The following is a 25,395-nucleotide window of genomic DNA, read 5'->3' on the forward strand; positions in this document are numbered from 1 at the left end:
GTCAGGTCACCGCACCCAGGTGCCAGGGGATGAACTCCTCGGTGCCGATCTCCAGCTCCTCGCTGACGGTGCGCTCTCCCGAGGCCACGGCGAGGATCCGCTCGAGCAGCTCGGCGCCGACCTCCTCCAGCGCGGCGGTCCCGTCGACGATGCGCCCGGCGTTGACGTCCATGTCCTCGCTCATGCGCTCGTACATGGGCGTGTTCGTCGCGACCTTGATCGACGGCGTCGGGCGGCAGCCGAAGACCGACCCGCGACCGGTGGTGAAGACGACGACGTTCGCGCCGCCGGCGACCAGCCCCGTCACGGAGACCGGGTCGTAGCCCGGGGTGTCCATGAAGGTGAAGCCGCGGTCGGTGATCGGCTCGGCGTACTCGTACACCGCGGCCAGGTCCGCCTGGCCGCCCTTGGCCACGGCGCCGAGCGACTTCTCCAGGATCGTGGTCAGCCCGCCCGCCTTGTTGCCCGGCGAGGGGTTGTTGTCGAGGGTGCCGCCGCCGGCGGCGACGTAGTCCTGCCACCAGTCGATGCGGTCGAGCAGCTTCTTCGCCACCCCGGGCGACGTGGCCCGGGCCGTCAGCAGGTGCTCGGCACCGTAGACCTCGGGCGTCTCGGCCAGCACCGAGGTGCCGCCGTAGCCGACGATCCGGTCCGAGGCCCAGCCGAGGGCCGGGTTGGCGGTGATGCCGGAGTAGCCGTCCGAGCCGCCGCAGTTCAGCCCGAGGACGAGCTCGGCCACGTCGCACTCGGTCCGGCGCCGGGCGTTCACCTCGGGCAGCATCGCCCGGATCTCCTCGACGCCGGCACGCACCGTGGCGCGCACTCCCCCGGCCTCCTGGATCGTCATCGAGCGCACGACGGTGTCGTCGGGGATGGCGGCCAGCAGCGCGGAGGAGTCCTCAGGGTCCGGGGCGCCCACGCCGGGCATCCCCAGGTCGGTCACGGTCCCCGACCGGGCGGACAGCGCCGCCCCGGGCACCATCTCGCAGCCCAGGCCCAGCACGAGCACCCCGGCGACGTTGGGGTGGGCGGCGTACCCGCGCAGGGTGCGCAGCAGCACCTGCCCGCCCTCGGAGTCCGGCACCAGGCCGCAGCCGGAGGTGTGCGTCAGGGGCACGACCCCGTCGACGTGCTCGTAATCGTCGAGCGCGGCACCGCGGAACTGGTCGGCGATCATCCGCGCCGTCGAGGCCGAGCAGTTCACGCTGGTCAGGATGGCGACGTAGTTGCGGGTGCCGACCCGGCCGTCGGAGCGCCGGTATCCCCGGAACGTCGGGCGCGGCCCGTCGGGCACCACCAGCTCGGTGTGCTCGCCACCGAGGGGAGCCTCCCGCTCGCCCGGGTCGAACCCGAGGTTGTGGGCGTGGACGTGGTCACCGGGCTCGACGGCGCAGGTCGCGACACCGATGACCTGCCCGTACTTGCGCACCGGGTCCCCGGCGGCCACGGCCCGCAGGGCGAGCTTGTGCCCGCGGGGGACGGCGTCGCGCACGACGACGGCACCGCCGTCGGGCGTCCCGGCACGGTCGCCGGGGCTCAGGTCCCGGGTGGCCACGGCGACGTCGTCGCCGTCACGCAGCACGAGCAGGTCGTTCATCGCGATCGTTCCGTCCTTCGCACACGGGTCAGCCCCGCCGGTGGGCGGGGCCGGTTCCCGACCGCCCGCGGCCGGGGAGCGACGGGTGCGGGGCCGCCGGAGGCTCCGGCGACGACCCCGCACCCGTCGTGTCAGGTGAGCTGTGGCATCAGCCCACGCCGAACGGTCCTCAGCTCCCGGTCACCTCCGCGACCTCGGTGAGGAACTGCTCGGCGGCCTCTTCCGGCGTCATGGAACCGAAGAGCACCTCGGTGTTGAGCCGGATCATGACGTCCTGGACGTCACCGGCGCCGTTCGGCGGCACCGGCGGACCGTCCACGATGTCGGACTCGAGGTCGGCCATGAACTCCGCGACCCGCGCGTCGGCGGCCTCGAGCTGGCCCTCGATGGACTCGCGCACCGACAGGTTCGACGGCAGACCGCGGTCGGTGAGCTGCAGCTGCGCGACCTCCGGGTCGTTGACCAGGAAGTCGACGAACTTCGCCGCGGCCTCCGGGTGCTCCGTGTCCTCGGCGACGGAGTAGAACATGGCCGGCTTGAAGTACATGCCGGTGCGCTCGAACTCCGACTCGCCCGGCATGCGCAGCAGCTCGAGCTCGTGGCCCGACGCGGCGCTCAGCGCGCCGAGCTGGTTGGTCCACCAGACGCCCATGGCGCCGGCGTTCGTGCCGAGCAGCGAGCCCTCGGGGCCGGCGTTCTGGATCTCGATGGTGCGCGAGCCGTCCGGCGCACCGCCCGACTCCTGCAGGTCGACGCCGATCTGGAAGAACTCGGCCACGGTCTCGGCGTCGACGCCGAGCGAACCGTCCTCGTTGTAGAGCGACTGGCCCTTCTGGCGGGCGAGGATGTTGAGCCCGGCCTCGTTGAAGCCGATGTCCTGGGTGCCCCAGACGCCGTCGCCGGCGGCCTCGGAGATCTGCGCCGAGATCTCGACGAACTCGTCCCACGTCCAGGTCGTGTCGTCCGGCATCTCGACGCCGGCCTCCTCGAACACCGTCGGGTCCGCCGTGATGGCGTAGGCGTTCACGCCGGTGGCCATGCCGTACAGGGTCCCGTCGACGCGACCGGAGTCGATGATGCTCTCGGGGACCTCGGAGGTGTCGATGTCGAGGGACTCCAGGTCGGCGAGCACGCCGCGGTTGGCGTAGTCGGCGATGAAGCGCTCCTCGTGGGTGATGACGTCGGGGGTGTCACCGCCGGCGACCGTGGTCGCCAGCTTGTCCCAGTACCCGCCCCAGTCGGTGAAGTCGGGCACCACGGTGATGTCCGGGTTCTTCTCCTCGAAGAGGTCGATGATCTCCTGGGTGGTCTGGTGACGGTCGTCGGAACCCCACCACGAGAAGCGGATCTCGACGCCGTCGCCGCCGTCACCGCCGCCCTCCTCGGACGACCCGGTGTCGTCGCCCTCGGCGGCCGGGCCGCCCGCGTCTCCCGAGCAGGCACCCAGCGCGAGGGTGCTCGCCGCGGTCAGCGCGATGAAGGCGGCGGCGTTCCGGCGGCCGCGTCGTGTGGTCGTTGCTCGCATGATTCTCCTTGTGTGTGCGTGACGAGAACGTCGTCGTTGTCATCCAGCAGTGGCCCACCGTCGGGCCGGGTCGGAGTGCTACTTGATGCCGGTCGTGGCGATCCCCTTGACCAGGTACTTCTGGCCGAAGAGGAAGATGAAGAAGATCGGGACGAGGGAGACGATCGACATCGCGAACAACGGGCCCCACGAGCTGGCGCTCGTGGCGTCGATGAACGTCCGCAACGCGATCGGGACGGTGTACATCTCGGGGTCGGTGAGGAAGATGAGCTGACTGAAGAAGTCGTTCCACGTCCAGATGAACGTGAAGATCGCCGTCGTCGCCAGGGCCGGGAGCGACAGCGGCAGCATGATCTGCAGGAAGATCCGGCCGTGCCCGCAGCCGTCCAGACGTGCCGCCTCGTCGAGGTCCTTCGGCAGCCCGCGGAAGAACTGCACCATGAGGAAGATGAAGAACGCGTCCGTGGCCAGCAGCTTCGGCACGACGAGCGGGAGGAACGTGTTGATCCACTCCAGCTCGGAGAACAGGATGTACTGCGGCACGATGACGACGTGGATCGGCAGCATGATCGACATCAGCATGATGGCGAACCAGATCGGCCGGCCGCGGAACTTCAGCCGTGCGAAGGCGTAGGCCGCCATCGAGCAGGAGATGAGGTTCCCGAGCACCGATCCGAGCACCACGATCGCCGAGTTCAGCAGGTAGTGGTGGAACGGGTGCAGCAGCGCGAACCAGCCGTCGCCGTAGTTGGTCAGGTCGAGCTCGGTCGGGATCAGCCCCGTGTCCCGGAAGATGATGTCGTTCGGCTTGAAGGAGCTCGACAGCATCCACAGCAACGGGTAGAGCATCACCAGGCCGAAGCCGATGAGCAGCGCGTGCTTCAGCAGCCGGCGCGCTCGGGGCTGCCACGACCGCTTGCGCGGGGAGTCCGGGATCTCGGCGGCGACCTCCGACAGCGGGCGCCGGGGGCGCACGGGTGACCGGTCGTCGGTGGTGGCGGCGTGTGCGTCGGGGCGCACGGGCGTGTCAGTCATCGTAGAAGACCCAGTACTTGGAGGCGAGGAAGTTGACGGCCGTCAGCCCGGCGACGATGAGCAGCAGCACCCAGGCCATCGCCGAGGCGTAGCCCATGTTGTACGAGCCGAACCCCTGGTTGTAGAGGTACAGCGTGTAGAACAAGGTCTCGTCGATCGGGCCACCTGTGCCGTTGGAGATCACGAACGCCTGGGTGAAGGTCTGGAAGGCGTTGATGAGCTGGAGCACGAGGTTGAAGAAGATGATCGGGCTCAGCAGCGGGATCGTGATGCTGAAGAACTGCCGGAACTTGCTCGCCCCGTCGATGGAGGCGGCCTCGTAGTACATCGTGGGGATCTGACGCAGCCCCGCGAGGAAGATGATCATCGGTGCGCCGAAGGTCCACACGTTGAGGATCATCAGGGTTCCCAGGGCGTAGTCCGGGTGGGAGACCCAGCCGACGCCCTGGATGCCGAAGTAGGCGAGCACCTGGTTGACCAGGCCGTCGGCGCCGAAGATCTGGCGCCACAGCAGGGCGATCGCCACCGAGCTCCCCAGCAGGGACGGCAGGTAGAACGCCGAGCGGTAGATCGCCAGCCCCCGCAGCCCGCGGTCGAGCACCATCGCCAGCGCCAGCGCGGCAGCGAGCTGGAGCGGCACCGAGATGAAGACGTAGCGGAACGTCACGCCCAGCGACTTCAGCCATCGGGGGTCCGAGACCATGTCGACGTAGTTCTGGACGCCGATCCAGCTCGGTGCCTCCAGCAGGCTGTAGTCGGTGAACGACAGGTACAGCGAGGCGAGCAGGGGGAAGGCGGTGATCAGCCCCAGGCCCAGGAACCAGGGCGCGAGGAAGATCGCTGCGGCCTTGCCGTCACCCTTCCGCGTCTCACGGGCGGCGCCGCGGGTCTTGGCAACCTCCTGGATCACGGACATGACGGCACCTCCCCGTGCCGTGTCGCGGTGGACACCATCGTCGTCCTCCTGATCGTCGTCGATCGCTCCCGCCGGCCCGGGCGTCGGTGCCCGCACCGGGAAACCGGTTGCTGCTGAGGAACGTACCACAGGTGGAACCGGTTTCCCATGGTGTACGGTCAACTCCTGGACCGACCCTCGTGCCGAGCGCCGGTCGTGATCAGGACGTGATCCACGCGTGATCCACGCGTGACCGAGGACGGAGGCAAGGATGCCTGGTGCGACCACGCGCCGACCCGCGGTGACGATCGCCGACGTCGCACGAGCGGCCGGGGTCTCCCGCGCGACGGTCTCCCGGGTGATGAACGGCCGCAGCACCGTGGACCCCGCGATCTCCGCCCGCGTGCAGGAGGCGGCGATCGAGCTGAACTACCGCCCCAGCAACGTGGCGCGCAGCCTCTCGCTGGGCCGGACCACCACCGTGGCCCTCGTCGTCCCGGACCTCGCCAACCCCGTCTTCCAGGAGATCCTGCGCGGCGTCACCTCCGCCGCCGGCGAGGACGGCTACCGCGTGCTGGTGGCGGACTCGGCCGAGGACCCCGGCACCGAGGCGTCGATCGCCCGGGAGGCGCGCGCACGCTGCGACGCGCTCATCCTGGTCTCGCCACGCATGCCCGACGGCGCGCTCGACGCCCTGCTGCCGGAGGTCTCCCCCGCCGTGGTGGTCAACCGGGACGTCCCGCGCGGCGCCCCGAGCCTGGTGGTGGACTACGCCGACGCGATGGTGCAGGTCGTCGAGCACCTCGTCGAGCTCGGGCACCGGCGCATCGCCTACGTCGCAGGTCCCCGCGCCTCGGTCTCCGACATCGCGCGACGCCGCGGCCTCACCGCGAGCTGCGAGCGTCACCCGGACCTCGAGGTCGTCGACCTCCCCGCGGGCTCCGACATCACGGCCGGGCACGCCGCGGCAGCGGACGTCCTGGCCAGCCGCGTGACGGCCGCCGTGGCGTTCAACGACCTGGTGGCCTTCGGTCTGCTCGCCGCCCTGAACGAGGCCGGCGTGGCGGTCCCGGCGGACCTGTCGGTGTGCGGCGTCGACGACATCGAGCTGGCGCGCTACGCCACCCCGGCACTGACCACCGTCGCCGTGCCGCAGCAGGACCTGGGGCGACACGCCTGGCGCGAGCTGCACGCCGTGGTCGACGACGCCGGTCACGCGGCCGAGACGACGCGCTTCGGGGTCCAGCTCCAGGTCCGCGCGAGCACCGGACCGGTACCCCGTTCGGCCGTGCGCGCCACGGCCCTGCCCGAGGACCCGGTGGCCGCCGCCACCGCCGTCCCGGAGGTCACCCAGGCCGAGCAGGACCCCGCCTGGAGCCTCGAGCAGGGGGTGCCCGCGCTCTACCGCAGCGTCGACCGCGCACCGCTGGCCCGCTACGACTCCGGCCAGGACCTGCCGACCATCCACTCGCCGCGACCGTTCCTGCACCCGGTGAGCTCGCTGGCCGGGATCCCGCTGACGGAGTCGGGCCCGGTCGACCACCGCCACCACTACGGGGTCAGCCTCGCCGTGCCCGACGTCAACGGCACCAGCTACTGGGGCGGGCGCACGTTCGTCGCCGACGTCGGCCCGACGCTGCTGCCCAACCACGGCCGCCAGACGTCGGTCCAGACCACGATCGACCCGCTGTCCCCGAACGTCCTGCTGGACACGGTCGCCTGGACCGACGAGCACGGCCGCCCGGTGCTCGACGAGCGACGTCGCGTCGGGGCACGTCTGCTGGACGACGGGTGGGTGCTGGAGTGGCGCTCCACGCTGCACGCCGCGCACGGCCCGCTGCAGATCAGCTCCCCCGCGACGAACGGCCGGCCCGGCGCCGGCTACGGAGGCCTGTTCTGGCGGCTCCCGCTGGCGCACCGGACGCGGGTGCTGTCCGCCGAGGGCGAGGGCGAGGACCTCGCGCACGGCTCGACCTCGCCGTGGGTGGCGTTCGTGCAGCGCCACCGCGACGCGCGGGGCGAGGAGCACAGCACGACCACGCTCCTGACCCAGACCTCCCCCGCACGGCACTGGTTCCTGCGCGCCGCCGAGTACCCGGGCGCCTGCCCCGCCCTGGCCTGGGACACCCCTCTGCGGGTCCCCGCCGGCGGGACCGTCGAGACCGGCGTCGTGGCGGCCCTGCTGGACCGGGAGCTCGACATCGACGCCGCCGCCGCGCTGGCCACCGGCCTGCGCTGACCATCCCAGGAGCACCTCCATGAGCAGCCCCCGCCTCGCCGTGGTCGGCATCCACGGCCACGGGACCAACCACGTCCGCACCGCGCTCGAGCTGACCCGTGCGGGCCGCGCGGAGCTGTGCGCGGTCGTGGACCCGCGCGAGCCGGACCCCGACCACCCGGCCCACGGCGCCGGGACCCCCTGGTACCCCACCCTCGGCGACCTGCTGTCGGCCGACGACGCCGTCCGCCCCGACGTCGTCGTGCTCTGCACGCCCATCCCCACCCACCTGCCGCTGGCCCGGGCGGCCATGGAGGCGGGCATGGACGTGCTGCTGGAGAAGCCGACGACGGCGTCGCTGGCCGAGCTGACCGAGCTCGTCGCCGTCACCGAGCGCACGGGCCGGTACTGCCAGGTGGGGTTCCAGACCTTCGGGTCGCACGCCCTGCCCGCGGTGTCCGAGCTCGTCGCCCGCGGCGAGATCGGCGACGTCGTCGGGTTCGGCGCCGTCGGGACCTGGGTGCGCGACGCCGCGTACTGGGCCCGGGCGCCGTGGGCGGGCCGCCGACGGCTGGACGGTCGCGACGTCGTCGACGGCGTCGTGACGAACCCGCTCGCGCACGCGGTGGCCACGGCGCTGCGGATCGGCGGCGTGACCCGCGCCGAGGACGTCGCCTGGGTGGACACGGACCTCTACCGGGCCAACCCGATCGAGGCCGACGACACGTCCTCGGTCCGCGTCACCGCGGCGGACGGCACCCGCTACGGCTTCGGCCTGACCCTGTGCGCGGCCGAGCGGACCCGGGCCCGGGTGCTGGTGCTCGGCACCGCGGGCGAGATCGAGCTGTTCTACGAGTCCGACCGGCTCGTGCTGCGCAGCGACCGCCTCACCCTGGACAAGACCTACGGCCGCACCTCGCTGCTGGAGGACCTGCTCGAGGTGCGCGCCGACGACGACCCGCAGCGCCGCCTGCTGTGCGACGTGCGGGACACCGGCGCGTTCATGCGCGTGCTGGAGGCCGTCCGCACCGGCCCGGACCCGCGGCCGATGCCGGACGAGCTCGTCACGTGGGTCGGTGAGGGCGACGCCCGGCACCCGGTCGTCAGCGACGTCGCCGACTGGTGCGAGCAGGTCGCGCGCCGCCAGCAGACGTTCAGCGAGCTCGGGGCGCCCTGGACCCGCTGACGCACCGCCCCGCTGCGGCGAGCCGGCGGACGGCTCAGAGCGCCAGGCCGAGCGCGCTCAGCGGGACCGCGCGGCCCGAGGCCGCCGAGCGGGCGGCCGCGGCCGCGACCCCGGCGGCACGCAGCAGGTCGGACCCGTCGGCACGACGGCGCAGCGGTCCGGCGTCGTCGGTCCCTGCCAGCAGGGCGCGGAGCATGGCCGAGCGCCCGTCGGTCGCGACGGCACCGGCGTCCAGGACGACGCCCGCGCCGCCGCCGTGCCGGTGCACCACGAGCCGGGCCCCCTGCCCGTGGACGACCTCGAGGTCCGCCCGGCCCAGCGTCCCGTTCACCGCGACCCGGTAGCCGGTGCGCGGACCGCCCGCCGTCTCGCTGCAGGTGACCGTCGCCCCGTCCTGGTAGCCGAGCACCATGCCGTGGCCGGACGCGACGCCGGACGCCCGGCCCGTGGACCCCGGCCCCTGGGCGAACACGGACACCGGCACGTCGTCGATCCACCAGCCGAGCAGGTCGGCCCGGCGGCTGGTGCGCGCGGCCGCGGTCCGGGGGTCGCGGTTCGCGTGGAGCCACTCGGCGTGGGCCGAGACCACCGTGCCGAGCCGCCCGTCGGCCACGACCCGGCGCAGCTCCGCGGCGGCCGCGGCGTAGCGGTCGTCGAAGGCGGCGGAGAGCCGGCCCTCGGCGCGCCGCACGGCCTCGGCCAGCGTGTAGATCTCGCCGGCCCCGGCCGGTGCGCCGTCCAGCACGACGTCCGCGCCGGTGTCCAGGGCGGCGACGACGGCGGCTGTCGGGCGGGAGGACGCGACCACGACGACGTCCGGCGCCGTCTCGCGCACCAGCCGGTCGACGTCGGCGGCCTCGCTCGACGCCGAGCCGCCGACCAGGTCGGCGACCAGGTCGACGACGTCCGCGTGGGGCCCGGCCGACGCGTCACGGACGGCCTCCGCCGTCGGACCGTCGCCCACGAGGACGGTCCGTCGTCGGGCGGTGCGCACGGCGGTGCGCGGCCGGTCCGGGCCGGGAGCCGGCGGGCGGCCCGCCGGACGTGCGGGGGCGGGTGCCGTCGCGGGTGCGGTCGTGGACGTCATCGTCGGTCTCCAGTGTCTGGCAGGTTGGCAAGCGCTTTCCGGACTGTAACCCGCCGCGCCTCCCGGGTCCAGACGTGTTCGACGATGTGAGACGGCACCACGCCCACCGCCACCGCCCCACCGCGAGATCGACGCACCCGTGCCGAGATCGACGCACGGTGCGTCGATCTCGGCACGGGTGCGTCGATCTCGGCACGGGTGCGTCGATCTCGCGGGAAGGGGGTCAGCCCAGGTCGACGCCGAGGCCGAGGTCGGCGAGCCGCACCGGCTCCCCCGTCTCCAGCGAGCGGTTGCCCGCGTACCCCACGCCCGAGGCGCGCAGGCCGTCGAGGAACCCCGCGGCACGTCCCAGCGGGTCGACCTCGTCGCGGCCGTGGAACACGTCCGAGAGCAGCAGCGTGTCGCCACCGCCGTGCCCGCCGGCGGCGACCGCGACGATCGGGCGCTCCTCGGCCTGCTCCCAGTGCCGCTGCACGACGAGGCGCTCGCCCACGGGGCGCACGGCGTCCTCGGCGTAGGCGTCGCTGAAGCTCGGGTCCAGCACGGCGCGCCCGTCGTCGCCGAAGAGCACGGACCCGCGCTCGACGACCTCCAGCTCGGCGCGGCCCCGCGTGCCGTTGACCACGACGCGGTACCCCTCCCAGGGGCTGTGCGCCGTCAGGGAGTAGGTCAGCATCGCCCCGCCGGCGTACTCGACGACCAGGCCGAGCGTGTCCTCGGTGGTGATGCCGGCGTCGAACACCGACTTGTTGCGCACGTAGCCGTCGTGCGCCTGGGCCTCGGGTCCGTAGAGCTCGAGCAGGTACGGGTCCTTGTCGAGGTCCATCGCCCACGGGTCCACGCCCCGGGCCCGCAGGTCCCGCTCGCCCGCGGTGGGCTCGTAGTCCGTCTCGTGCGCGCCGTCGTCGCCGTAGAACCGGCGGCCGCCGCTGGCGAAGACCCGGGTCGGCACGTCGTCGATCCACCAGTTGACGAGGTCGAAGTGGTGGCTCGACTTGTGCACCAGCAGCCCGCCGTTGTTGACCTTCTCGCGGTGCCAGCGCCGGAAGTAGTCGGCCCCGTGGACGGTGTCCAGCGCCCAGTCGAAGTGCACGGACAGCACCTGACCGATCTCGCCGGAGGCGACGACCTCGCGCAGCGCCGAGTTCCGCGGCGAGTAGCGGTAGTTGAAGGTCATCGTGACGTCGCGGCCGGTCTCGGCCACGGCGTCGGCGATCTGCCGCGCCTCGTCGGCCGAGGCGGCGATGGGCTTCTCCACCACGACGTCGACGCCGGCGCGCAGGGCCCGGGAGACCATCTCGGCGTGGGTGTTGTCGACGCTGGTGACCACGACGCGGTCGACCTGCTGCTCGGCGATCGCCCTCTCCAGGTCGGCCGGGGCGTAGACGGGGCGGGTACCGCCGACCTTGGCGGCGACGCGCGCCTCGTGGACGGCGGCACGCACCGGGTTGGGCTCGACCCAGGCGACGATCTCGCCCTCGTCGGCGTGGTTCTCGAGCAGCCCGCCGACGAACATGCCGGCACGGTGGCCGGTGCCGACGACGGCGTAGCGGAGGCGGCTGGTGGTGGAGGACAACGTTGGCTCCTGGGGTCTTCCGGGTCAGAAAGCGGTTTCCACCACTGTACCGGACCCCTGCCCCGACCGTGCCTTGCGAACGACCAGGTGGGCGCCGGAGCGGACTCAGCGCTGCGGCGTCATGACCACCTGGCCGGCCCAGGTGAACCCGCCGCCGAAGCCGAACAGCAGCGCCGGCACCCCCGCGGGGATCCGCCCGTCATGCCACCACTTGGACAGGCCCAGCGGGATCGAGGCCGCGGAGGTGTTGCCCGACTCCGTGATGTCGCTGACCACGATGCGGTCCTCGAGCCCGAGCGACTTCGCCAGCGGCTCGATGATCCGCAGGTTCGCCTGGTGCGCGACCAGCACCTGGACGTCGTCCAGCGTGAGCCCGGAGGCCTCGACCACACGGCGGGCCCGCTCGGCGGCCCGGGTGATCGCCCACTTGAACACCGCACGGCCGTCCTGCGCGAAGCGCTCGGCCGGGGCCTCGATCCGCACCGCCGGGGTGATCTCCGGCTCGGAGCCCCACACGACCTGCCCGACGCCGGGCTCCTCGGCGGCCTGGAGCACCGCGGCACCGGCCCCGTCGGCCGTGAGGATGCAGGTGGACCGGTCGGACCAGTCCGTCACCGCCGTCAGCTTCTCCGAGCCGACGACGACGGCGGTCCGGGCGCTGCCGGCGCGGATGGCCTGGTCGGCGAGGCCCACGGCGTAGGCGAACCCGGAGCAGGCGGTGTTGACGTCGATGACGCCGGGTCCGACGACGCCGCGCAGGTCCGGCTCGTCCTCGCCCTCCGGCGTGCTCGCCCCCGGCTGGACCCCGGTACGCAGCGCGTAGGCCACCCGGCCCGCGGTGTTCGGCGAACGGTCGGCCGCGGTGGTCGTGGCCACGATCACCAGGTCGACGTCGTCGCTCGCCACCCCGGCGTCGGCCAGCGCGTGCTCCGCCGCCGCGGTGGCCATGTCCGCCACCGTGACGTCGTCGGCGGCGACGTGCCGGGTGACGATGCCGGTGCGCGACCGGATCCACTCGTCGTTCGTCTCGACGAACTGTGCGATGTCGTCGTTGGTCAGGGCCTTGGCGGGCTGGTGGTGACCGAGGCCGACGATCCGGGAGCCGGCCGCACCGGCGGGGAGCGAGAGCATGACTCCGATCATGGCACGCCGCGGCCCGCTGTCCCGCCTGCCCGTTCGGAAGGCGAGACGTCGCCGGCGACACCGACGCCCCGGGACGACGACGGCCGGGGGCCACCGTCGCGGACGACGGCGACCCCCGGCCGGGTCGGCTCAGCTCAGCTCACGAGATCGTGAGCTGACGCGGCTTGCTCTCCTGTGCACCGAGCTCGTTCGCCACGGTGGCGGTGAGCTCGTACTTGCCGGGCTCCAGCACCCCGAGGTCGAAGTCGACCGTCGAGGCCCCGTCGGGCAGGCTGGCCGTGGCGACCGTCTGCCCGTCGACGCGGAGCACCACCGACGTCACGGCGCCGCCCTGGACGCTGCGCACGGTCGCCGTGACCGTGCCGTCGTCCAGCTTCTCGGCGGTGACGACGACCTTCTCCGGCGCCTCGTCGACGACGATCGGCATCGTCTCCGCCTCCGTGGTGTACGCCAGACGCGGTGCGTCGGGCGTCTCCATGCCCTCGCCGATGAAGTACGAGGTGTGCGGCGGCTGGTTGTAGCCGGTGTTCTGCCAGGCCACGGCCAGGCGGTACTGGGAGTCCGACATGAGCGTCCGCAGCCGGTGCTCGGTCGGGATCACCGTGGTCGAGATCCGCAGCGCGGTGGAGTCCTCCGTGCGGCTGACGATCTCCTCGCGCCAGTCACCGAACAGGTCCGCCTGCAGCGCGGGCGTGCCCTTGGTGTAGTTGTTCGAGAAGGTCCCCTCGGCCCGGTAGATCTCCACCTCCTCGGCGTTCTCGTAGTCCCACTTGGCGATGGTCGGCACGCCGACGCCGGCGTCACCGTCCCAGTCGTGGTCCCCGATCTCGGACAGCAGGTCGCCGTCCCAGAAGGTGGTGAAGTTCGCCGCCGGGATGGACTCGGCGATCACCTCACCGGTGGACGAGGACACGAGCTGGCCGACGGGCGAGTCCCAGGCGGCGTCGCCGCCCACGGCCCAGCCCTCGGCGCCGTCGTAGCGCGGGTCGATGTCGGCCATGGCGGCACGACCGGTGTCGACCTCGGCCGGGATCGACCAGAGGATCTCGCCGGTCTCGGCGTCGCGGAACGTCGCCCCCCGGTTGCCCGAGGCGGGGATGTTCTCGTGGGCCGCGAACTGCTCCAGGCCCGGACGCGACGGGTCGAAGTCCGACACGTGCATGGCGTCGCCGTGCCCGAGCCCGGTGTTGACCAGGACCGTGCCGTCGTCGTCGACGGTCATCGACCCGAAGACGAGCTCGTCCTTCTGGTCGCCGTCCACGTCCGCGGTCTGCATGTCGTGGTTGCCCTGACCGCGGTACTGGTCGCCCGCCTCGTCGGAGTCGAAGACCCAGCGCTCGCTGAGCTCCTCACCGTCGAAGTCGAACGCGGCGATGACTGTCCGGGTGTAGTAGCCACGGCTGAACACCATCGACGGGGTCTCGCCGTCGAGGTAGGCCGTCGTCGCCAGGAACCGGTCGACCCGGTTGCCGTAGCCGTCGCCCCACGAGCCGACGTCGCCGCGCGGCGGCACGTAGTCGATCGTGTCGAGCACCTCGCCGGAGGCGCCGTCGAAGATCGACAGGTACTCCGGACCGGACAGCACGTACCCGTTGGACTGGCGGAAGTCCGCCCGGGCGTCCCCGACGACCGTGCCGACGCCGTCGGTGGTGCCGTCGGCGGTCTTCATCGCCACCTCGGCCTTCCCGTCGCCGTCGTAGTCGAACACCTGGAACTGGGTGTAGTGGGCGCCGGAGCGGATGTTGATCCCGAGGTCGATGCGCCACAGCTGGGTGCCGTCGAGCTCGTAGGCGTCCAGGTACGTGTTCCCCGTGTACCCGGGACGGGAGTTGTCCTGGGCGTTGGTCGGGTACCACTTGACGACGTACTCGTACTCGCCGTCACCGTCGAGGTCCGCCACGGAGGCGTCGTTCGCGGTGTAGGAGTACGGCTGGCCGTCCTTCGTGTAGGCGTCGGCCGGCTTGTTCAGCGGGATGTCCAGCGTCTGGCCGTCCCAGACGGAGAACTCCTGCGTGGCCCACCGCTCCGTACCGTCCACGACGGAGGAGATCCGGTAGGAGGAGCCGGCCTGGCCGTCCGTGTCCACGTAGTTCGTCGACCCGCTGATCGGCTCGTCCGTCAGCAGCTCGCCGTCGCGGTAGACGTGGAACGCGATCGACGCCGGGTCCTCGCCCAGCATCCGCCAGCCGACGTAGACGCCGTCCTCGGACTGCGCCGCGACGGGCTGGCGGCCGATGCGCTCGGCCTGCCGCGACAGGTTCGTCACGGCCTCCGAGGTGACCGTCTCCGACAGCTCGGAGACACCACCGGCGTTCACCGAGGCCACCGCGTAGGTGTACTCGACGGTGGTGAGCACGTCGGTGTCGGTGTACTGCGCGTCCGCGGCCCGGTCGATCAGGACCAGCTCGCCGCCCTTGTCCTCGCGGTACACGTGGTAGAACAGCGCGTCCTCGACGGGCTCCCAGCCCAGCGAGACCGCGTTCTTCTCGATGTCGCCCACGGCCAGGCCCGACGGCGTCGGGGCGGTCGGGACGTCCGGGTCCACCGTCGTCAGCTCGAGCTCGTTGGACGGTACCGACTCGTTGCCGGCGTCGTCCGTCGCCACGACGGTGTAGGTGTACTGCAGGCCGACGTCCGCCGTGGTGTCCACGAACTCGGTCACGCCCGACTCGACGTCGCCGAGCGCCGTCGGCTCCGCCGCACCCTCGGCGAGACGGTAGACGCGGTAGCCGGCCACGTCCTCGGCCGGCTGCCAGCTCAGCGGGACCTCGACGGCGGACCCGTCGATGGACACGTCGCCGGCGGTGAGCTCGGTCGGCGCGTACAGCAGCGGCGTGATCGTCAGGCCGTTGAACCAGCCCTCGGCGACGATGTCGATCGTCCCGTCGGTGACGACCACCGGCTGGACGATCTTGCTGGAGGTGCCGCCACGGCCGGCGTTCGACGAGCCGTAGTCGGTGCCCTCGATGGTCACGCCCAGACGGGCGGTCCCGATGAGGTCACCCCAGATCACCTCGACGGCGTAGGTGCCGTTCGGCACGTCGAACCGCATCGGGGTGCCGGCGCTCGGCAGCAGGAAGTCGCGCTGCAGGTCGTCGAGCTGGCCGTCGCCGGTGCCGCGGTCGCGGCCACCGGGGCCGGAGTCCGAGGTGAAGCCGTAGCCGAGCTCGGCGGTGTACAGCGTGGTGTCGTCGAAGGCGGTGTACCCGTCCTCGGTGACGCCGTTGGAGGCGAGCTGCAGGTCGAACTTGTAGATCGGCGCCTTGGTCTCGATCGTGACGGTGGCCGACGGCTCCGAGTCGCCCGCCCCGTTGACCGCGACGACGCGCAGGTCGTACGAGGTGCCCTCGGTGAGTCCGCCGACGTTCGCCACGCCGATGGTCGAGGTGGTGACGAGGTCCCAGGCGTCGTCCCCGGCGTCGGACGCCTTGGCGAACACCTTGTAGATGTCGGCGCCCTCCACCTCGGTCCACGTCAGGGTGGCGCTCGAGGCGGAGATGTTGCCCGCGACGACGCCGGCCGGCGCCTCGGGGACGTCGGCCGGCGGCTCGGCGTCCACGACCTCGTCCGCGAGCGGGATGTCCAGCTCGGCGGTGTCCAGCGCGACCAGGCGGGCCATCTGGATGGCGCCGTACTCCTGGAAGTGGGTGTCGTCCGTCGTGCCGTTGGGTCGGTTCGGGTACACCCCGGCCGGCACGTGCAGGAACACGCTCTTGGCGGCCTCCGGCCCGATCTCGTTCAGGTAGGCCCGCGAGGAGGCCGACAGGTCCACGAGCGGGGTGCCCGTGGCGGCGGCGACGTCCGTGGCGGCCTGCACGTAGTCCGGGAAGGACACGTTGAACACGCCGGTCTCCGGGTCGAACGACCGGCGCGAGACCGGCGTGACCAGGATCGGCTGCGCACCGCGCTGGACGGCGCCCTCGACGAAGGTGCGCAGGTACCAGGCGTAGTCGCCCGGGGCGGCCCAGCGGTCGTCGACGCCGTAGCTGTTGTCGTTGTGCCCGAACTGGACGTACAGGTAGTCGCCCGGCCGGATCTGCTTCAGCACGGTGTCGAGGCGGCCCTGGCTGATGAAGTTCTTCGAGGACCGGCCGCCGATCGCGTGGTTGTCCACCGCGACGTCGTCGGACAGGAACCGTTCGATCATCTGGCCCCAGCCGGCCTGCGGCGCCCAGTACTCGTCGTAGGTCTGCACCGTCGAGTCGCCGGTGACGAAGGCGGTCGGCTGACCGCCGGCGTCCCGGTCGCCCAGACGCGTGATCGTCAGCGCGTTGAGGTTCGCGGCGCCGCCGGCGATCTGCAGGTTGAGCTGGGAGTCCACGAGGGCGATGTCGAACGACATCTCGAGGTACTCGCCGGCAGCCCGCTCGGTCTGCTGGACCTTGGCCATCTGCTCGGCGGTGATCGCGACGTCCGTGGCGGCGTCGGCCGCACCGGCGATCAGGTCGACCGTGTAGTCGCCGTTCGGCAGGTCGACGACGAGCTGTCCGCCGTCGGCCGTGACGAAGTCGCCGCGCAGGGCGTTGTCGCCGCCGTCGTCCGTCGCCGTCACCACGGAGGTGTCGACGAACCCGAGGCGGTTCTCGGCGGTGTAGGCGGTGTCGGCGTCGACCCCGACCGCACCGTCGGCCACGGCCCCGGAGCCGAGGTCGATCTGCAGGGTGCCGGACTCGGGGAAGCTCGGCTCGCTCGCCAGCGTGCTGACCACCGGCGCGGACGCCTCGGTGAGGCCGTCCGCGGTCACGGCGTGCGCGCGGTAGTAGTGCACGGCGGAGGTGTCGACGTCGGTGTCGGCGTGGAACACCTCGCGCGAACCGGTCCGGGCGATCTCGGTGTACTCGCCGTCCACGGCGTCGCTGCGGGTCAGCACGTACTCGCTGGCACCGGCGACCTCGTTCCAGCGCACGACGACCTGGTCGGCGCTCGCGTGGGCGATGCGGACGTTCTCGGGACCGGCGGCGCCGGTGGTGCCGCCGTCGCCGGATCCGTCGTCGCCCCCGCCGTCGCCGGACCCGTCGTCGCCGCCGTCGCCGGTCGACTCCGTGATCTGGATGCCGTTGACGTAGCCGTAGCCCTTGCCGGTGATGCCGAGGTTGAGCTGGCCGTCGGAGACCTCGGCGGACAGCGTGCCGCTGGCGGTCTGCTCGGCGTCGGCGTAGATGTTGGTGGCCTCGCCGCCCTCGGGAGACACGGAGGTGCGCACGCTCGAGGTCCCCGCGAGGGTGTCCCCGGTCCAGACCTCGATGTCGTAGGTGCCGTTCGGCACGTCCACCGCGAACTCCCAGTCGGACCCGAGCACGAAGTCTCCGGTGAGGGGGTCGACGTCGGTGGAGCGGTCTCGGGAGGCCTGCTCACCCGTGGTGATGCCGAAGCCGTTCTCCGCGCTGTAGGCGGTGCCGCCGTGGACCTGCGTGAAGCCCTCCGCGACGGGGCTGTCGGCGGTGCCGAAGTCGAAGGACCACTGGGCGGGCTCCTCCTCGGCCGCGGTCGCGGCGGCGGGCAGGAGCGGCAGCACGAGGGCTGCGGCGGCGGCACCGGCCACGAGGGACCTGGCGGTCCGGGCGGTCGGAGCGGTCGGGTTGTCCGGTTGGTGCTGGTAAGCGCTTGCTCGCTCGGCACGTGAGTGCCTGCTGGGCTGATGCACTGGTCACCTCGTCGTCTCGTCGTTGAGTCCGGCCTCGGCCGGCGACGCGCTGGCCCCTCGTCGGTGAGGTTTGTTGAATGGGTTTTTTGAATGGATTCAAGCGCGTCTGTGGTCATCATGCCTGCTGACGGGGCCGCTGTCCAGGGGTCCACCCTCGACGAGCGCGGACCGTGGCCGGTCCGGAGGCCCGTCCCGTACGTTGGTGACCAGGCGCGCGACCACCACGCGTCGACCCGATCGAGAGGACCCCGGGTGACCGAGCACGACGCGGCGCCGACGCCGCCGACGACGCCCGCCGACGCCCGTCGGTGGCGCGCCGCCGAGGTCCGCCGCCTGCTCGACTTCGGCGCCGCCGCGCTCAGCGGCCCGGACGGCGCGGCCTGGCTCGACGCCGACGGCGCGGCGGACCGGACCCGGCCGACGCAGACCTGGATCACCGCACGGATGGCCCACTCCTACGCCCTCGGACACCTGCTGGGCGTTGCGGGGTGCGACGCCCTCGCCGACCGGGCCCTGGCCGGGCTGACCGGCCCGCTGCACGACGACGAGCACGGCGGGTGGTTCGCCGCCGTCGGGCCGGACGACGCCGTCGACGGCACCAAGGCGGCCTACGCCCACGCGTTCGTGGTGCTCGCCGCCGCCTCCGCGGTCCAGGCCGCACGCCCCGGCGCGGAAGCCCTGCTCGACGAGGCCCTGGACGTCCTCGACCGGCGGTTCTGGGACGACGGGCCGGGGATGCTCGTCGACGAGTGGGACCGCAGCTGGACCGTCCTGTCGACCTACCGCGGCATCAACGCGAACATGCACGGCGTCGAGGCGCTGCTCGCCGCCGCCGACGCGACCGGCGACCCCCGGTGGCACGACCGCGCCGTGCGGATCTGCGACCGGGTGGCGCAGTGGGCCGAGGCGACGCGGTGGCGGGTCCCGGAGCACTTCACGACCGACTGGACCCCCGACCTCGAGCTCAACGCCGACCGCCCCCGCGACCCGTTCAAGCCCTACGGGTCCACCCCGGGGCACGGTTTCGAGTGGGCCCGGCTCCTCCTCCAGGTCGACGTCGCCGGGGGGACCCCGGGCCGGCGCACGGAGACCGCCCGACGCCTCTTCGAGCGGGCCCTGGCCGACGGGTTCGACGGCACCGGGTTCGTCTACACGGTGGACTGGTCCGGCGAGCCCGTCGAGCGGCGCCGGTTCCACTGGGTCGCGGCCGAGGCCGTCGCGGCCGCCGAGGTGCTGGCGGCGGTGACGGGCGAGTCGCGCTACCGCGAGCTCGCGGCGTCCTGGTGGGACCTGCTCCGCGACCGGTTCGTCGACACCGACCGCGGCTCGTGGCACCACGAGCTCGACCCCCACGACCGCCCGACGGCTACCGTCTGGGACGGCAAGCCGGACATCTACCACGCGGTGCAGGCGCTGCTGGTGCCGGACCTGCCGGTGAGCGGGTCGTTCGCGGAGTCCGTGCGCCGCAGCGCCTAGACGTCCCCCGCGAGACCCGTCTCGCGGTAGAAGCCCCAGATGTGGTCGTGGGTGACCTGGACGGCCCGGTCGACGTCGCCGGCGACCACCGCGTCGAGGATCGTCCGGTGCTCGCGGCACAGCCGGTCCGCCGTCGCGGGCCAGGTCGGCAGCTGCTCGACGCCGCGCGCGACGTAGGAGCTCACCGCGCTGCGCAGCCCGGTGAGGATCGCCTCGACGAGCTGGTTCTCGCCGAGCCGGACCAGGACCAGGTGGAAGTCCTGGTCGAGCCGGACGAACTCGTCGACCGCCAGGTCCGGGACCTCCATGGCGGCCAGGAGCCGCCCGGCCTCCGCGACCCAGTCGTCGTCCGAGCCGGCGCCGCGGCCGGCGGCCTCGCGGACCGCCCAGCTCTCCAGCGCGTCGCGCGTCGCGACGACGTCGTGGACCGGCAGGGTCCCGGACGCGACGTGCAGCCGCACGGCCGCGCCGAGGCCGGCCGCGGGGCGGTCGATGACGGTCGCACCGGCGTCGGGCCCGGAGCCGACCGCGGTGCGGATCATGCCCATGGCCTCGAGGATCCGGATCGCCTCGCGCACCGAGGGACGCGAGACCTGGAGCTCCTCCGCGAGCGCCCGCTCGGCGGGGAGCCGCTCCCCCAGCGCCCACCGGCCGGCGGCCAGGTCGGACTCGATGCGGGCGAGGACTCTCTCGTGGGTACGCACGGATCGATCCTAGCGTCGGTCTGACCACAAGCCGATTCATGGTCTACAGTGGTCGGACCTTACGTAGTGTCATCACGCCGCCGAAGGAGCCGGACGTTGCGCATCGCCCTGGCCGCGACCTGTATCGCGGACACCCTCTTCCCCGGCGCCCCGCGCGCCACCGTGCGCCTGCTGGAACGGCTCGGGCACGACGTCGTCTTCCCCCGCAGCCAGGCGTGCTGCGGACAGATGCACATCAACACCGGCTACGTGGACGAGGCCGTGCCCGTGGTGCGCAACCACGTGCAGACCTTCGCCCCCGTGGCCGACGGCGAGTGGGATGCCGTCGTGATCCCCTCCGGGTCGTGCACGGGGTCGGTGCGCCACCAGCAGGCCATGGTCTGCCGTCGTGCGGGCCTCGACGACCTGGCCGCCACCGCCGACGCCGTGGCCGCGAAGACCTACGAGCTGTCCGAGCTGCTCGTCGACGTGCTCGGCGTCACCGACGTCGGCGCCTGGTTCCCCCACCGGGTCACCTACCACCCGACCTGCCACTCGCTGCGCATGCTCGGGGTCGGCGAGCGCCCGCTGCGGCTGCTGCGCGCCGTCGAGGACATCGACCTGGTCGAGCTGCCCGAGGCCGAGTCGTGCTGCGGGTTCGGCGGCACCTTCGCGCTGAAGAACGCCGACACCTCGGCCGCGATGCTCGTGGACAAGACGGCGAACGTGCGCGGCACCGGGGCCGAGGTGCTGACCGCCGGCGACATGTCCTGCCTCATGCACATCGGCGGCGGACTCTCGCGGGAGCGCGCCGGGGTCGGGACGCTGCACCTCGCCGAGATCCTGGCCTCGACCCGCTCCGAACCCACCGCCCTGCCCCGCGCCCGCTCGGGCGCCGACTCCGTGGAGGTCGCCCGATGAGCACGTTCCTCGGCATCCCCGGCATCCGGCGGCGGTCCGACGCCGCGACCGGCGGCGACGCCCCGGACGAGCCGTTCGGCCCGGTCCCCCACCCCGACGAGCCGCTGCGCTGGGGCGACGCCTTCCCGGCCGCGGCGAAACAGACTCTGCGCGACGACCAGCTCCGCGCGAACCTCGGGCACGCCACCCGCACGATCCGCGGCAAGCGGGCCGCCGTCGTCGGCGAGGTCCCCGACTGGGAGGCGCTGCGGGACGCCGGCTCGGCCGTCAAGGAGCAGGTGATGGCCGACCTGCCCGACCTGCTGGCCCGGCTGGAGGAGAACGTCACCGCCCGCGGCGGCGTCGTGCACTGGGCCCGGGACGCGGCCGAGGCGAACCGCATCGTCACCGAGATCGCCCGGGCCAAGCAGGCCGACGAGGTCGTCAAGGTCAAGTCCATGGCGACCCAGGAGATCGGCCTCAACGAGCACCTGGCCGACGAAGGCATCGCCGCCATCGAGACGGACCTGGCCGAGCTCATCGTCCAGCTCGCCGACGACATGCCCTCGCACATCCTCGTCCCGGCCATCCACCGCAACCGGTCCGAGATCCGCGACATCTTCCGCCGGCGCATGGGCGACGCCCCCGAGGACCTGTCGGACGTGCCGCGCGAGCTGGCCATGGCCGCCCGCGCGCACCTGCGGCGCAAGTTCCTCTCGGCGAAGGTCGCCGTGTCGGGCGCGAACTTCGGCGTCGCCGACACCGGCACCCTGGCCGTCGTGGAGTCCGAGGGCAACGGCCGCATGTGCCTGACGATGCCCGAGACGCTCGTGACGGTGATGGGCATCGAGAAGCTCGTCCCGACCTACGACGACCTGGAGGTGTTCCTGCAGCTGCTGCCGCGGTCCTCGACCGGCGAGCGCATGAACCCGTACACCTCGCTGTGGACGGGCGTGACCCCGGGCGACGGCCCGCAGGAGTTCCACCTGGTCCTGCTCGACAACGGCCGCACGGACGTGCTGGCCGACGAGGTGGGCCGCTCGGCGCTGCACTGCATCCGCTGCTCGGCCTGCCTCAACGTGTGCCCGGTGTACGAGCGGGTCGGCGGGCACGCCTACGGGTCGGTCTACCCGGGCCCCATCGGGGCGATCCTGACCCCGCAGCTCACGGCGTCCAGCGGCGGCCTGTCCGGCTCCGACGACGTCAACTCCTCGCTGCCCTACGCCTCGACGCTGTGCGGCGCCTGCTACGACGTCTGTCCCGTCAAGATCGACATCCCGTCGATCCTCGTCGACCTGCGGGCCCGCGAGGTCGACGCCGACCGGAGCCGGTCGGCCGTGGACCCGTGGCGGGCGGCCATGAAGGCCGCCTCCTGGGTGATGTCCGACGGCGGACGGTTCGGCGTGGCGGGACGTGCCGCCACGCTGGGGCACGCGCTCGGTGGGTCCGACGGCGTCGTCTCGTACGCCCCGCCGCCGGCGTCCGCGTGGACCCGGTCGCGGGACCTGCCCGCGCCGCCGAAGCAGACGTTCCGGCAGTGGATGGCGGAGCACGAGAAGGACGGAGGCGAGCGATGAGCGCGCGCGAGGAGGTGCTGCAGCGGATCCGGGCGGCGCTCGGGCAGCCGGGGACGGGGACGACGGCGGCCGGGCGGGTCGGCACGGCGCCCGCGGCCGTGGAGGTGCCGCGGGAGTACCGGACCGCCGGCGAGCACGCCCCCGGGTCGGCCGCCGTCGTCGACCAGCTCACCGACCGGCTCGAGGACTACAAGGCGCACGTGCGGCAGGTCTCCCCCGACGAGCTGCCCGCGGCGATCGCCGCGCTCGTGGCGGAGCTCCCGGGGGCCGGGGCCGACCGGTCCGCCCCGGCCGCGCTCGTGGCCCCGTCCGGTCTCGAGGCCGGGTGGCTGGCCGCCCTGCCGGACGACGTCGTCGTGCACCGGGACACACCGGAGGCGCCGCTGACGGCCGGCGACCTGGACGCGCTGGACGCCGTGGTGACCGCGGCGCGCGTCGCCTGCTCCGAGACCGGCACGATCGTGCTCGACGGCGAGCCCGACCAGGGACGTCGGGCGGTGTCGCTCGTGCCCGACGTGCACCTGTGCGTCGTGCGGACCGACCAGGTGGTCCAGACCGTGCCGGAGATGGTGCGCCGGCTGTCCGCGCACCCGGAGCGGCCGCAGACGTGGATCTCGGGCCCGAGCGCCACCAGCGACATCGAGCTCGACCGGGTCGAGGGGGTGCACGGGCCGCGCACGCTGCACGTGCTGCTGGTGTCGCCGAGGTAGGCAACGTCCGGCCGAGGTAGGCGACCCCGCGCGATGGCGACGCCTACCTCGGCCGGACGTTGCCTACCTCGGCCGGATGCCTTACTCGTTCAGACCCGGCGGGGTCCGCGGGGACCGGCCGGGCGTGGCCGCGGTGAGGCTCTCGAGCAGGACGTCGTAGGCCGGCTTCTTCTCGTAGGCCTCGGTCATGATCGTGGCGTACCCCTCGGGGAACACGTCGGGGACCCACGACCGCCCGTCGTCGAAGCCCCAGACCGTGAAGCTCGTGCAGGCGGCCACCTCCAGGCAGGCCTGGAGCATCTTGTCGTACCGCTCCGCCTGGAGCGCGATCTGCTCGGCGGTCGGCTCGCCGTCCTCGCCGAGCGGCATGCGCACGTCGGCCTCGGTGACCGCCACCTTCAGCCCGAGGTCGGCGAACCGCTCGAAGTTCTCCTGGATCGACTCGTCGAACCCGTACTGGAGGCTCAGGTGGCCCTGGGCGCCGAACCCGTGCAGCGGCACGCCGTCGGCGAGCAGCTCCTGGGCCAGCGCGTAGTAGGCGTCGGTCTTGGCGTTGACGCCCTCGGCGTTGTAGTCGTTGAGGAAGAGCACCGACTCGGGGTCCTCCTCGTGGGTCCAGCGGAAGACGTCACCGATCAGGGCGACCGGGTCGTCGGAGCAGGCCGCGAGGAACGGGTTGGCCTCGGTGCGCAGTCGCACGCCGCCCGCGTCCCACTCGTCCTGGACGAGCTCGTTGGCCACGTCCCACTCGTAGATGTCGCCGGCGTAGCGGCCGACGACGGTGCGGACGTGGTCCTCGAGGACGTCGCGCGCCTCGTCGCACGTCCAGGTCGCGGCCGCCTCGGTCACCCAGCCCGGGTTCTGGCTGTGCCACAGCAGGGTGTGCCCGCGGACCTCCTGGCCGTGGGCCTGCGCGAAGGCCATGAGGGCGTCCGCGCCGGCGAAGTCGTAGACGTCCGGCTCGGGGTGGATCTCGGCCCACTTCATGTCGTTCTCGGGCGTGAGGGAGCCGAACTCCGCCGCGAGGATCTGCTGGAACGCGGTCGGGTCCTGGGGGTCGTGGCCGAGGAGGTCACGCTGACCCCAGACGGCGCTGCCGATCTGGAGGTCGCGGGGCGCCTCGGCGCGCAGGGTCGTGTCCGGCGGGGTGGCCTGGACCGCGGTGCCGGACAGGGCGAGGGCGGCGACCGCCGACGCCGCGACGGCGGCAGCACGCCTGGTGCTCGGGGAATGGGACATCGTCGTTCCTTCCTGTGTGGAGCCCGGCGGCTCGTCGTCGAGCCGCCGGAATCGCGACGATATCGTTATCGATATCGGTTTCGCAATGCTCTCGCTCCTCGCGCGCCGGTCGCCCGCACGTCGCCGACGTCGCACAATGGGCTCCCGTGACCGACAGCGACCTGCCCGCTCCCGTGCCGCCGTCCGACGCCCTCTTCGACGTCCCGGCCGAGGCACGTCGTCCCACCACCCGGATCGTGCTGCTCACCGGAGCCTCCGGCAGCGGCAAGTCCGCCCTGACGCGCCGGCTCGGGCTGCCCGTCGTCATGCTCGACGACTTCTACCGCGACCACGACCACCCCGGCATGCCGCACGCCTTCGGCATCGTCGACTGGGACGACCCGGCGAGCTGGGACCACGACGCCGCCCTGCAGGCGCTGCGCACCCTCGCGACCACCGGCCGCACCGAGGTCCCCGTCTACGACATCCCGACGTCGCGCCGGACCGGCGCCACGATGGTCGACGCGCACGGCGAGAAGGTGGTGCTGGCCGAGGGCGTCTTCGCCGCCGAGCTCGTGTCCGACCTGCGCGCCGAGGGCATCCTGGCCGACGCCATCTGCCTGGCACGCCCGCGCCTGGTGACGTTCTGGTTCCGCCTGCTGCGCGACCTCGCCGAGTCCCGCAAGCCGCCGTTCACGCTGCTGCGCCGCGGCTGGGGGCTGCTGCGCGCCGAACCCGCCCTGGTGCGCCGCTGGACCGGGCTCGGGTGCCGCCCCCTCGCACCGCACGCCGCTGAGCACGAGATCCGCGCGCTCGCCTGACTCTCGACCCGGCGAACGCTCGCGGACCGCCAGGACTGTCCACGTCATCGGCCCGCAAAGTGTCATGAAGACGTAACACCACGGTCATCACCCCCACATCACGC

At 72.7% G+C, this 25,395-nt stretch carries 17 protein-coding genes; 7 read left to right on the forward strand and 10 right to left on the reverse strand.

Annotated features, from left to right (window positions below; all coding sequences use genetic code 11):
- Nucleotide 1: 1 nt before the first annotated feature.
- The 4 genes from V5O49_RS13095 to V5O49_RS13110 form a co-directional block, all read right to left on the reverse strand.
- Nucleotides 2-1,597, reverse strand: a complete 1,596-nt coding sequence (locus V5O49_RS13095; RefSeq protein ID WP_332902586.1) for a UxaA family hydrolase — start codon at nucleotides 1,595-1,597, stop codon at nucleotides 2-4.
- A 169-nt stretch (nucleotides 1,598-1,766) separates the two neighbouring features.
- Entirely contained in the window at nucleotides 1,767-3,122 is a 1,356-nt protein-coding gene (locus V5O49_RS13100) for an ABC transporter substrate-binding protein (RefSeq protein ID WP_332902587.1), read from the reverse strand.
- 78 nt (nucleotides 3,123-3,200) lie between these two features.
- On the reverse strand, nucleotides 3,201-4,157 hold the full coding sequence (locus tag V5O49_RS13105; RefSeq protein ID WP_278236402.1) for a carbohydrate ABC transporter permease: 957 nt from the start codon (nucleotides 4,155-4,157) through the stop codon (nucleotides 3,201-3,203).
- Complete coding sequence (locus tag V5O49_RS13110; RefSeq protein WP_278236401.1) at nucleotides 4,150-5,073, reverse strand: carbohydrate ABC transporter permease; 924 nt, start codon at nucleotides 5,071-5,073, stop codon at nucleotides 4,150-4,152. The genes V5O49_RS13105 and V5O49_RS13110 overlap by 8 nt, the downstream gene beginning before the upstream one ends.
- Nucleotides 5,074-5,323: 250 nt before the next feature.
- On the opposite strand from V5O49_RS13110, the gene V5O49_RS13115 reads away from it, so the two are divergent.
- Both V5O49_RS13115 and V5O49_RS13120 read left to right on the forward strand, forming a co-directional pair.
- Complete coding sequence (locus tag V5O49_RS13115) at nucleotides 5,324-7,291, forward strand: DUF6807 family protein (protein WP_332902588.1); 1,968 nt, start codon at nucleotides 5,324-5,326, stop codon at nucleotides 7,289-7,291.
- A gap of 19 nt (nucleotides 7,292-7,310) precedes the next feature.
- The gene (locus V5O49_RS13120) at nucleotides 7,311-8,456 is read left to right on the forward strand and encodes a Gfo/Idh/MocA family protein (protein WP_332902589.1); all 1,146 of its coding nucleotides are present in this window, start codon (nucleotides 7,311-7,313) and stop codon (nucleotides 8,454-8,456) included.
- Nucleotides 8,457-8,490: 34 nt separating this feature from the next.
- Here V5O49_RS13120 and V5O49_RS13125 read toward each other — a convergent pair whose 3' ends face one another.
- From V5O49_RS13125 to V5O49_RS13140, 4 genes are all read right to left on the reverse strand, one after another.
- Complete coding sequence (locus tag V5O49_RS13125) at nucleotides 8,491-9,543, reverse strand: Gfo/Idh/MocA family oxidoreductase (protein ID WP_332902590.1); 1,053 nt, start codon at nucleotides 9,541-9,543, stop codon at nucleotides 8,491-8,493.
- A gap of 223 nt (nucleotides 9,544-9,766) precedes the next feature.
- Nucleotides 9,767-11,119 carry a Gfo/Idh/MocA family protein gene (locus V5O49_RS13130; RefSeq protein ID WP_332902591.1) on the reverse strand — a complete coding sequence of 451 codons (1,353 nt, stop codon included), beginning with the start codon at nucleotides 11,117-11,119 and terminating at the stop codon, nucleotides 9,767-9,769.
- Nucleotides 11,120-11,224: 105 nt separating this feature from the next.
- Nucleotides 11,225-12,250 (reverse strand): beta-ketoacyl-ACP synthase III, encoded by a 1,026-nt coding sequence (locus tag V5O49_RS13135; RefSeq protein ID WP_278236396.1) that lies wholly within the window; start codon nucleotides 12,248-12,250, stop codon nucleotides 11,225-11,227.
- A 151-nt stretch (nucleotides 12,251-12,401) separates the two neighbouring features.
- Nucleotides 12,402-17,804, reverse strand: a complete 5,403-nt coding sequence (locus V5O49_RS13140; RefSeq protein WP_332902592.1) for a rhamnogalacturonan lyase family protein — start codon at nucleotides 17,802-17,804, stop codon at nucleotides 12,402-12,404.
- A 354-nt stretch (nucleotides 17,805-18,158) separates the two neighbouring features.
- Here V5O49_RS13140 and V5O49_RS13145 point away from each other — a divergent pair, with 354 nt between their 5' ends.
- Nucleotides 18,159-19,382, forward strand: a complete 1,224-nt coding sequence (locus V5O49_RS13145; protein ID WP_332902593.1) for an AGE family epimerase/isomerase — start codon at nucleotides 18,159-18,161, stop codon at nucleotides 19,380-19,382.
- On the opposite strand, the gene V5O49_RS13150 is transcribed toward V5O49_RS13145, so the two are convergent.
- Nucleotides 19,379-20,086, reverse strand: a complete 708-nt coding sequence (locus V5O49_RS13150; RefSeq protein WP_278236392.1) for a FadR/GntR family transcriptional regulator — start codon at nucleotides 20,084-20,086, stop codon at nucleotides 19,379-19,381. The two genes, V5O49_RS13145 and V5O49_RS13150, sit on opposite strands and share 4 nt — an antisense overlap.
- 96 nt (nucleotides 20,087-20,182) lie before the next feature.
- Between V5O49_RS13150 and V5O49_RS13155 the strand changes: the two genes are divergently transcribed.
- The 3 genes from V5O49_RS13155 to V5O49_RS13165 are packed head-to-tail and all read left to right on the forward strand — an operon-like array spanning nucleotide 20,183 to nucleotide 23,252.
- Nucleotides 20,183-20,986 (forward strand): (Fe-S)-binding protein, encoded by an 804-nt coding sequence (locus V5O49_RS13155; RefSeq protein WP_332902594.1) that lies wholly within the window; start codon nucleotides 20,183-20,185, stop codon nucleotides 20,984-20,986.
- A complete protein-coding gene (locus V5O49_RS13160) occupies nucleotides 20,983-22,542 on the forward strand; it encodes a LutB/LldF family L-lactate oxidation iron-sulfur protein (protein ID WP_332902595.1) in 1,560 nt (519 codons plus the stop codon). Before V5O49_RS13155 ends, V5O49_RS13160 begins: the two co-directional genes overlap by 4 nt.
- Nucleotides 22,539-23,252, forward strand: coding sequence for a LutC/YkgG family protein (locus tag V5O49_RS13165; protein ID WP_332902596.1), 714 nt, complete (start codon nucleotides 22,539-22,541; stop codon nucleotides 23,250-23,252). The genes V5O49_RS13160 and V5O49_RS13165 overlap by 4 nt, the downstream gene beginning before the upstream one ends.
- A gap of 81 nt (nucleotides 23,253-23,333) precedes the next feature.
- Here the strand turns inward: V5O49_RS13165 and V5O49_RS13170 are convergent, their stop codons facing one another.
- Nucleotides 23,334-24,491 carry an endo-1,4-beta-xylanase gene (locus tag V5O49_RS13170; RefSeq protein ID WP_332902597.1) on the reverse strand — a complete coding sequence of 386 codons (1,158 nt, stop codon included), beginning with the start codon at nucleotides 24,489-24,491 and terminating at the stop codon, nucleotides 23,334-23,336.
- Nucleotides 24,492-24,637: 146 nt separating this feature from the next.
- Here V5O49_RS13170 and V5O49_RS13175 point away from each other — a divergent pair, with 146 nt between their 5' ends.
- Entirely contained in the window at nucleotides 24,638-25,291 is a 654-nt protein-coding gene (locus V5O49_RS13175; RefSeq protein ID WP_332902598.1) for a uridine kinase family protein, read from the forward strand.
- Nucleotides 25,292-25,395 lie beyond the last annotated feature (104 nt).

This window comes from Isoptericola haloaureus (genome assembly GCF_036689775.1).
GTDB lineage: Bacteria > Actinomycetota > Actinomycetes > Actinomycetales > Cellulomonadaceae > Isoptericola > Isoptericola haloaureus.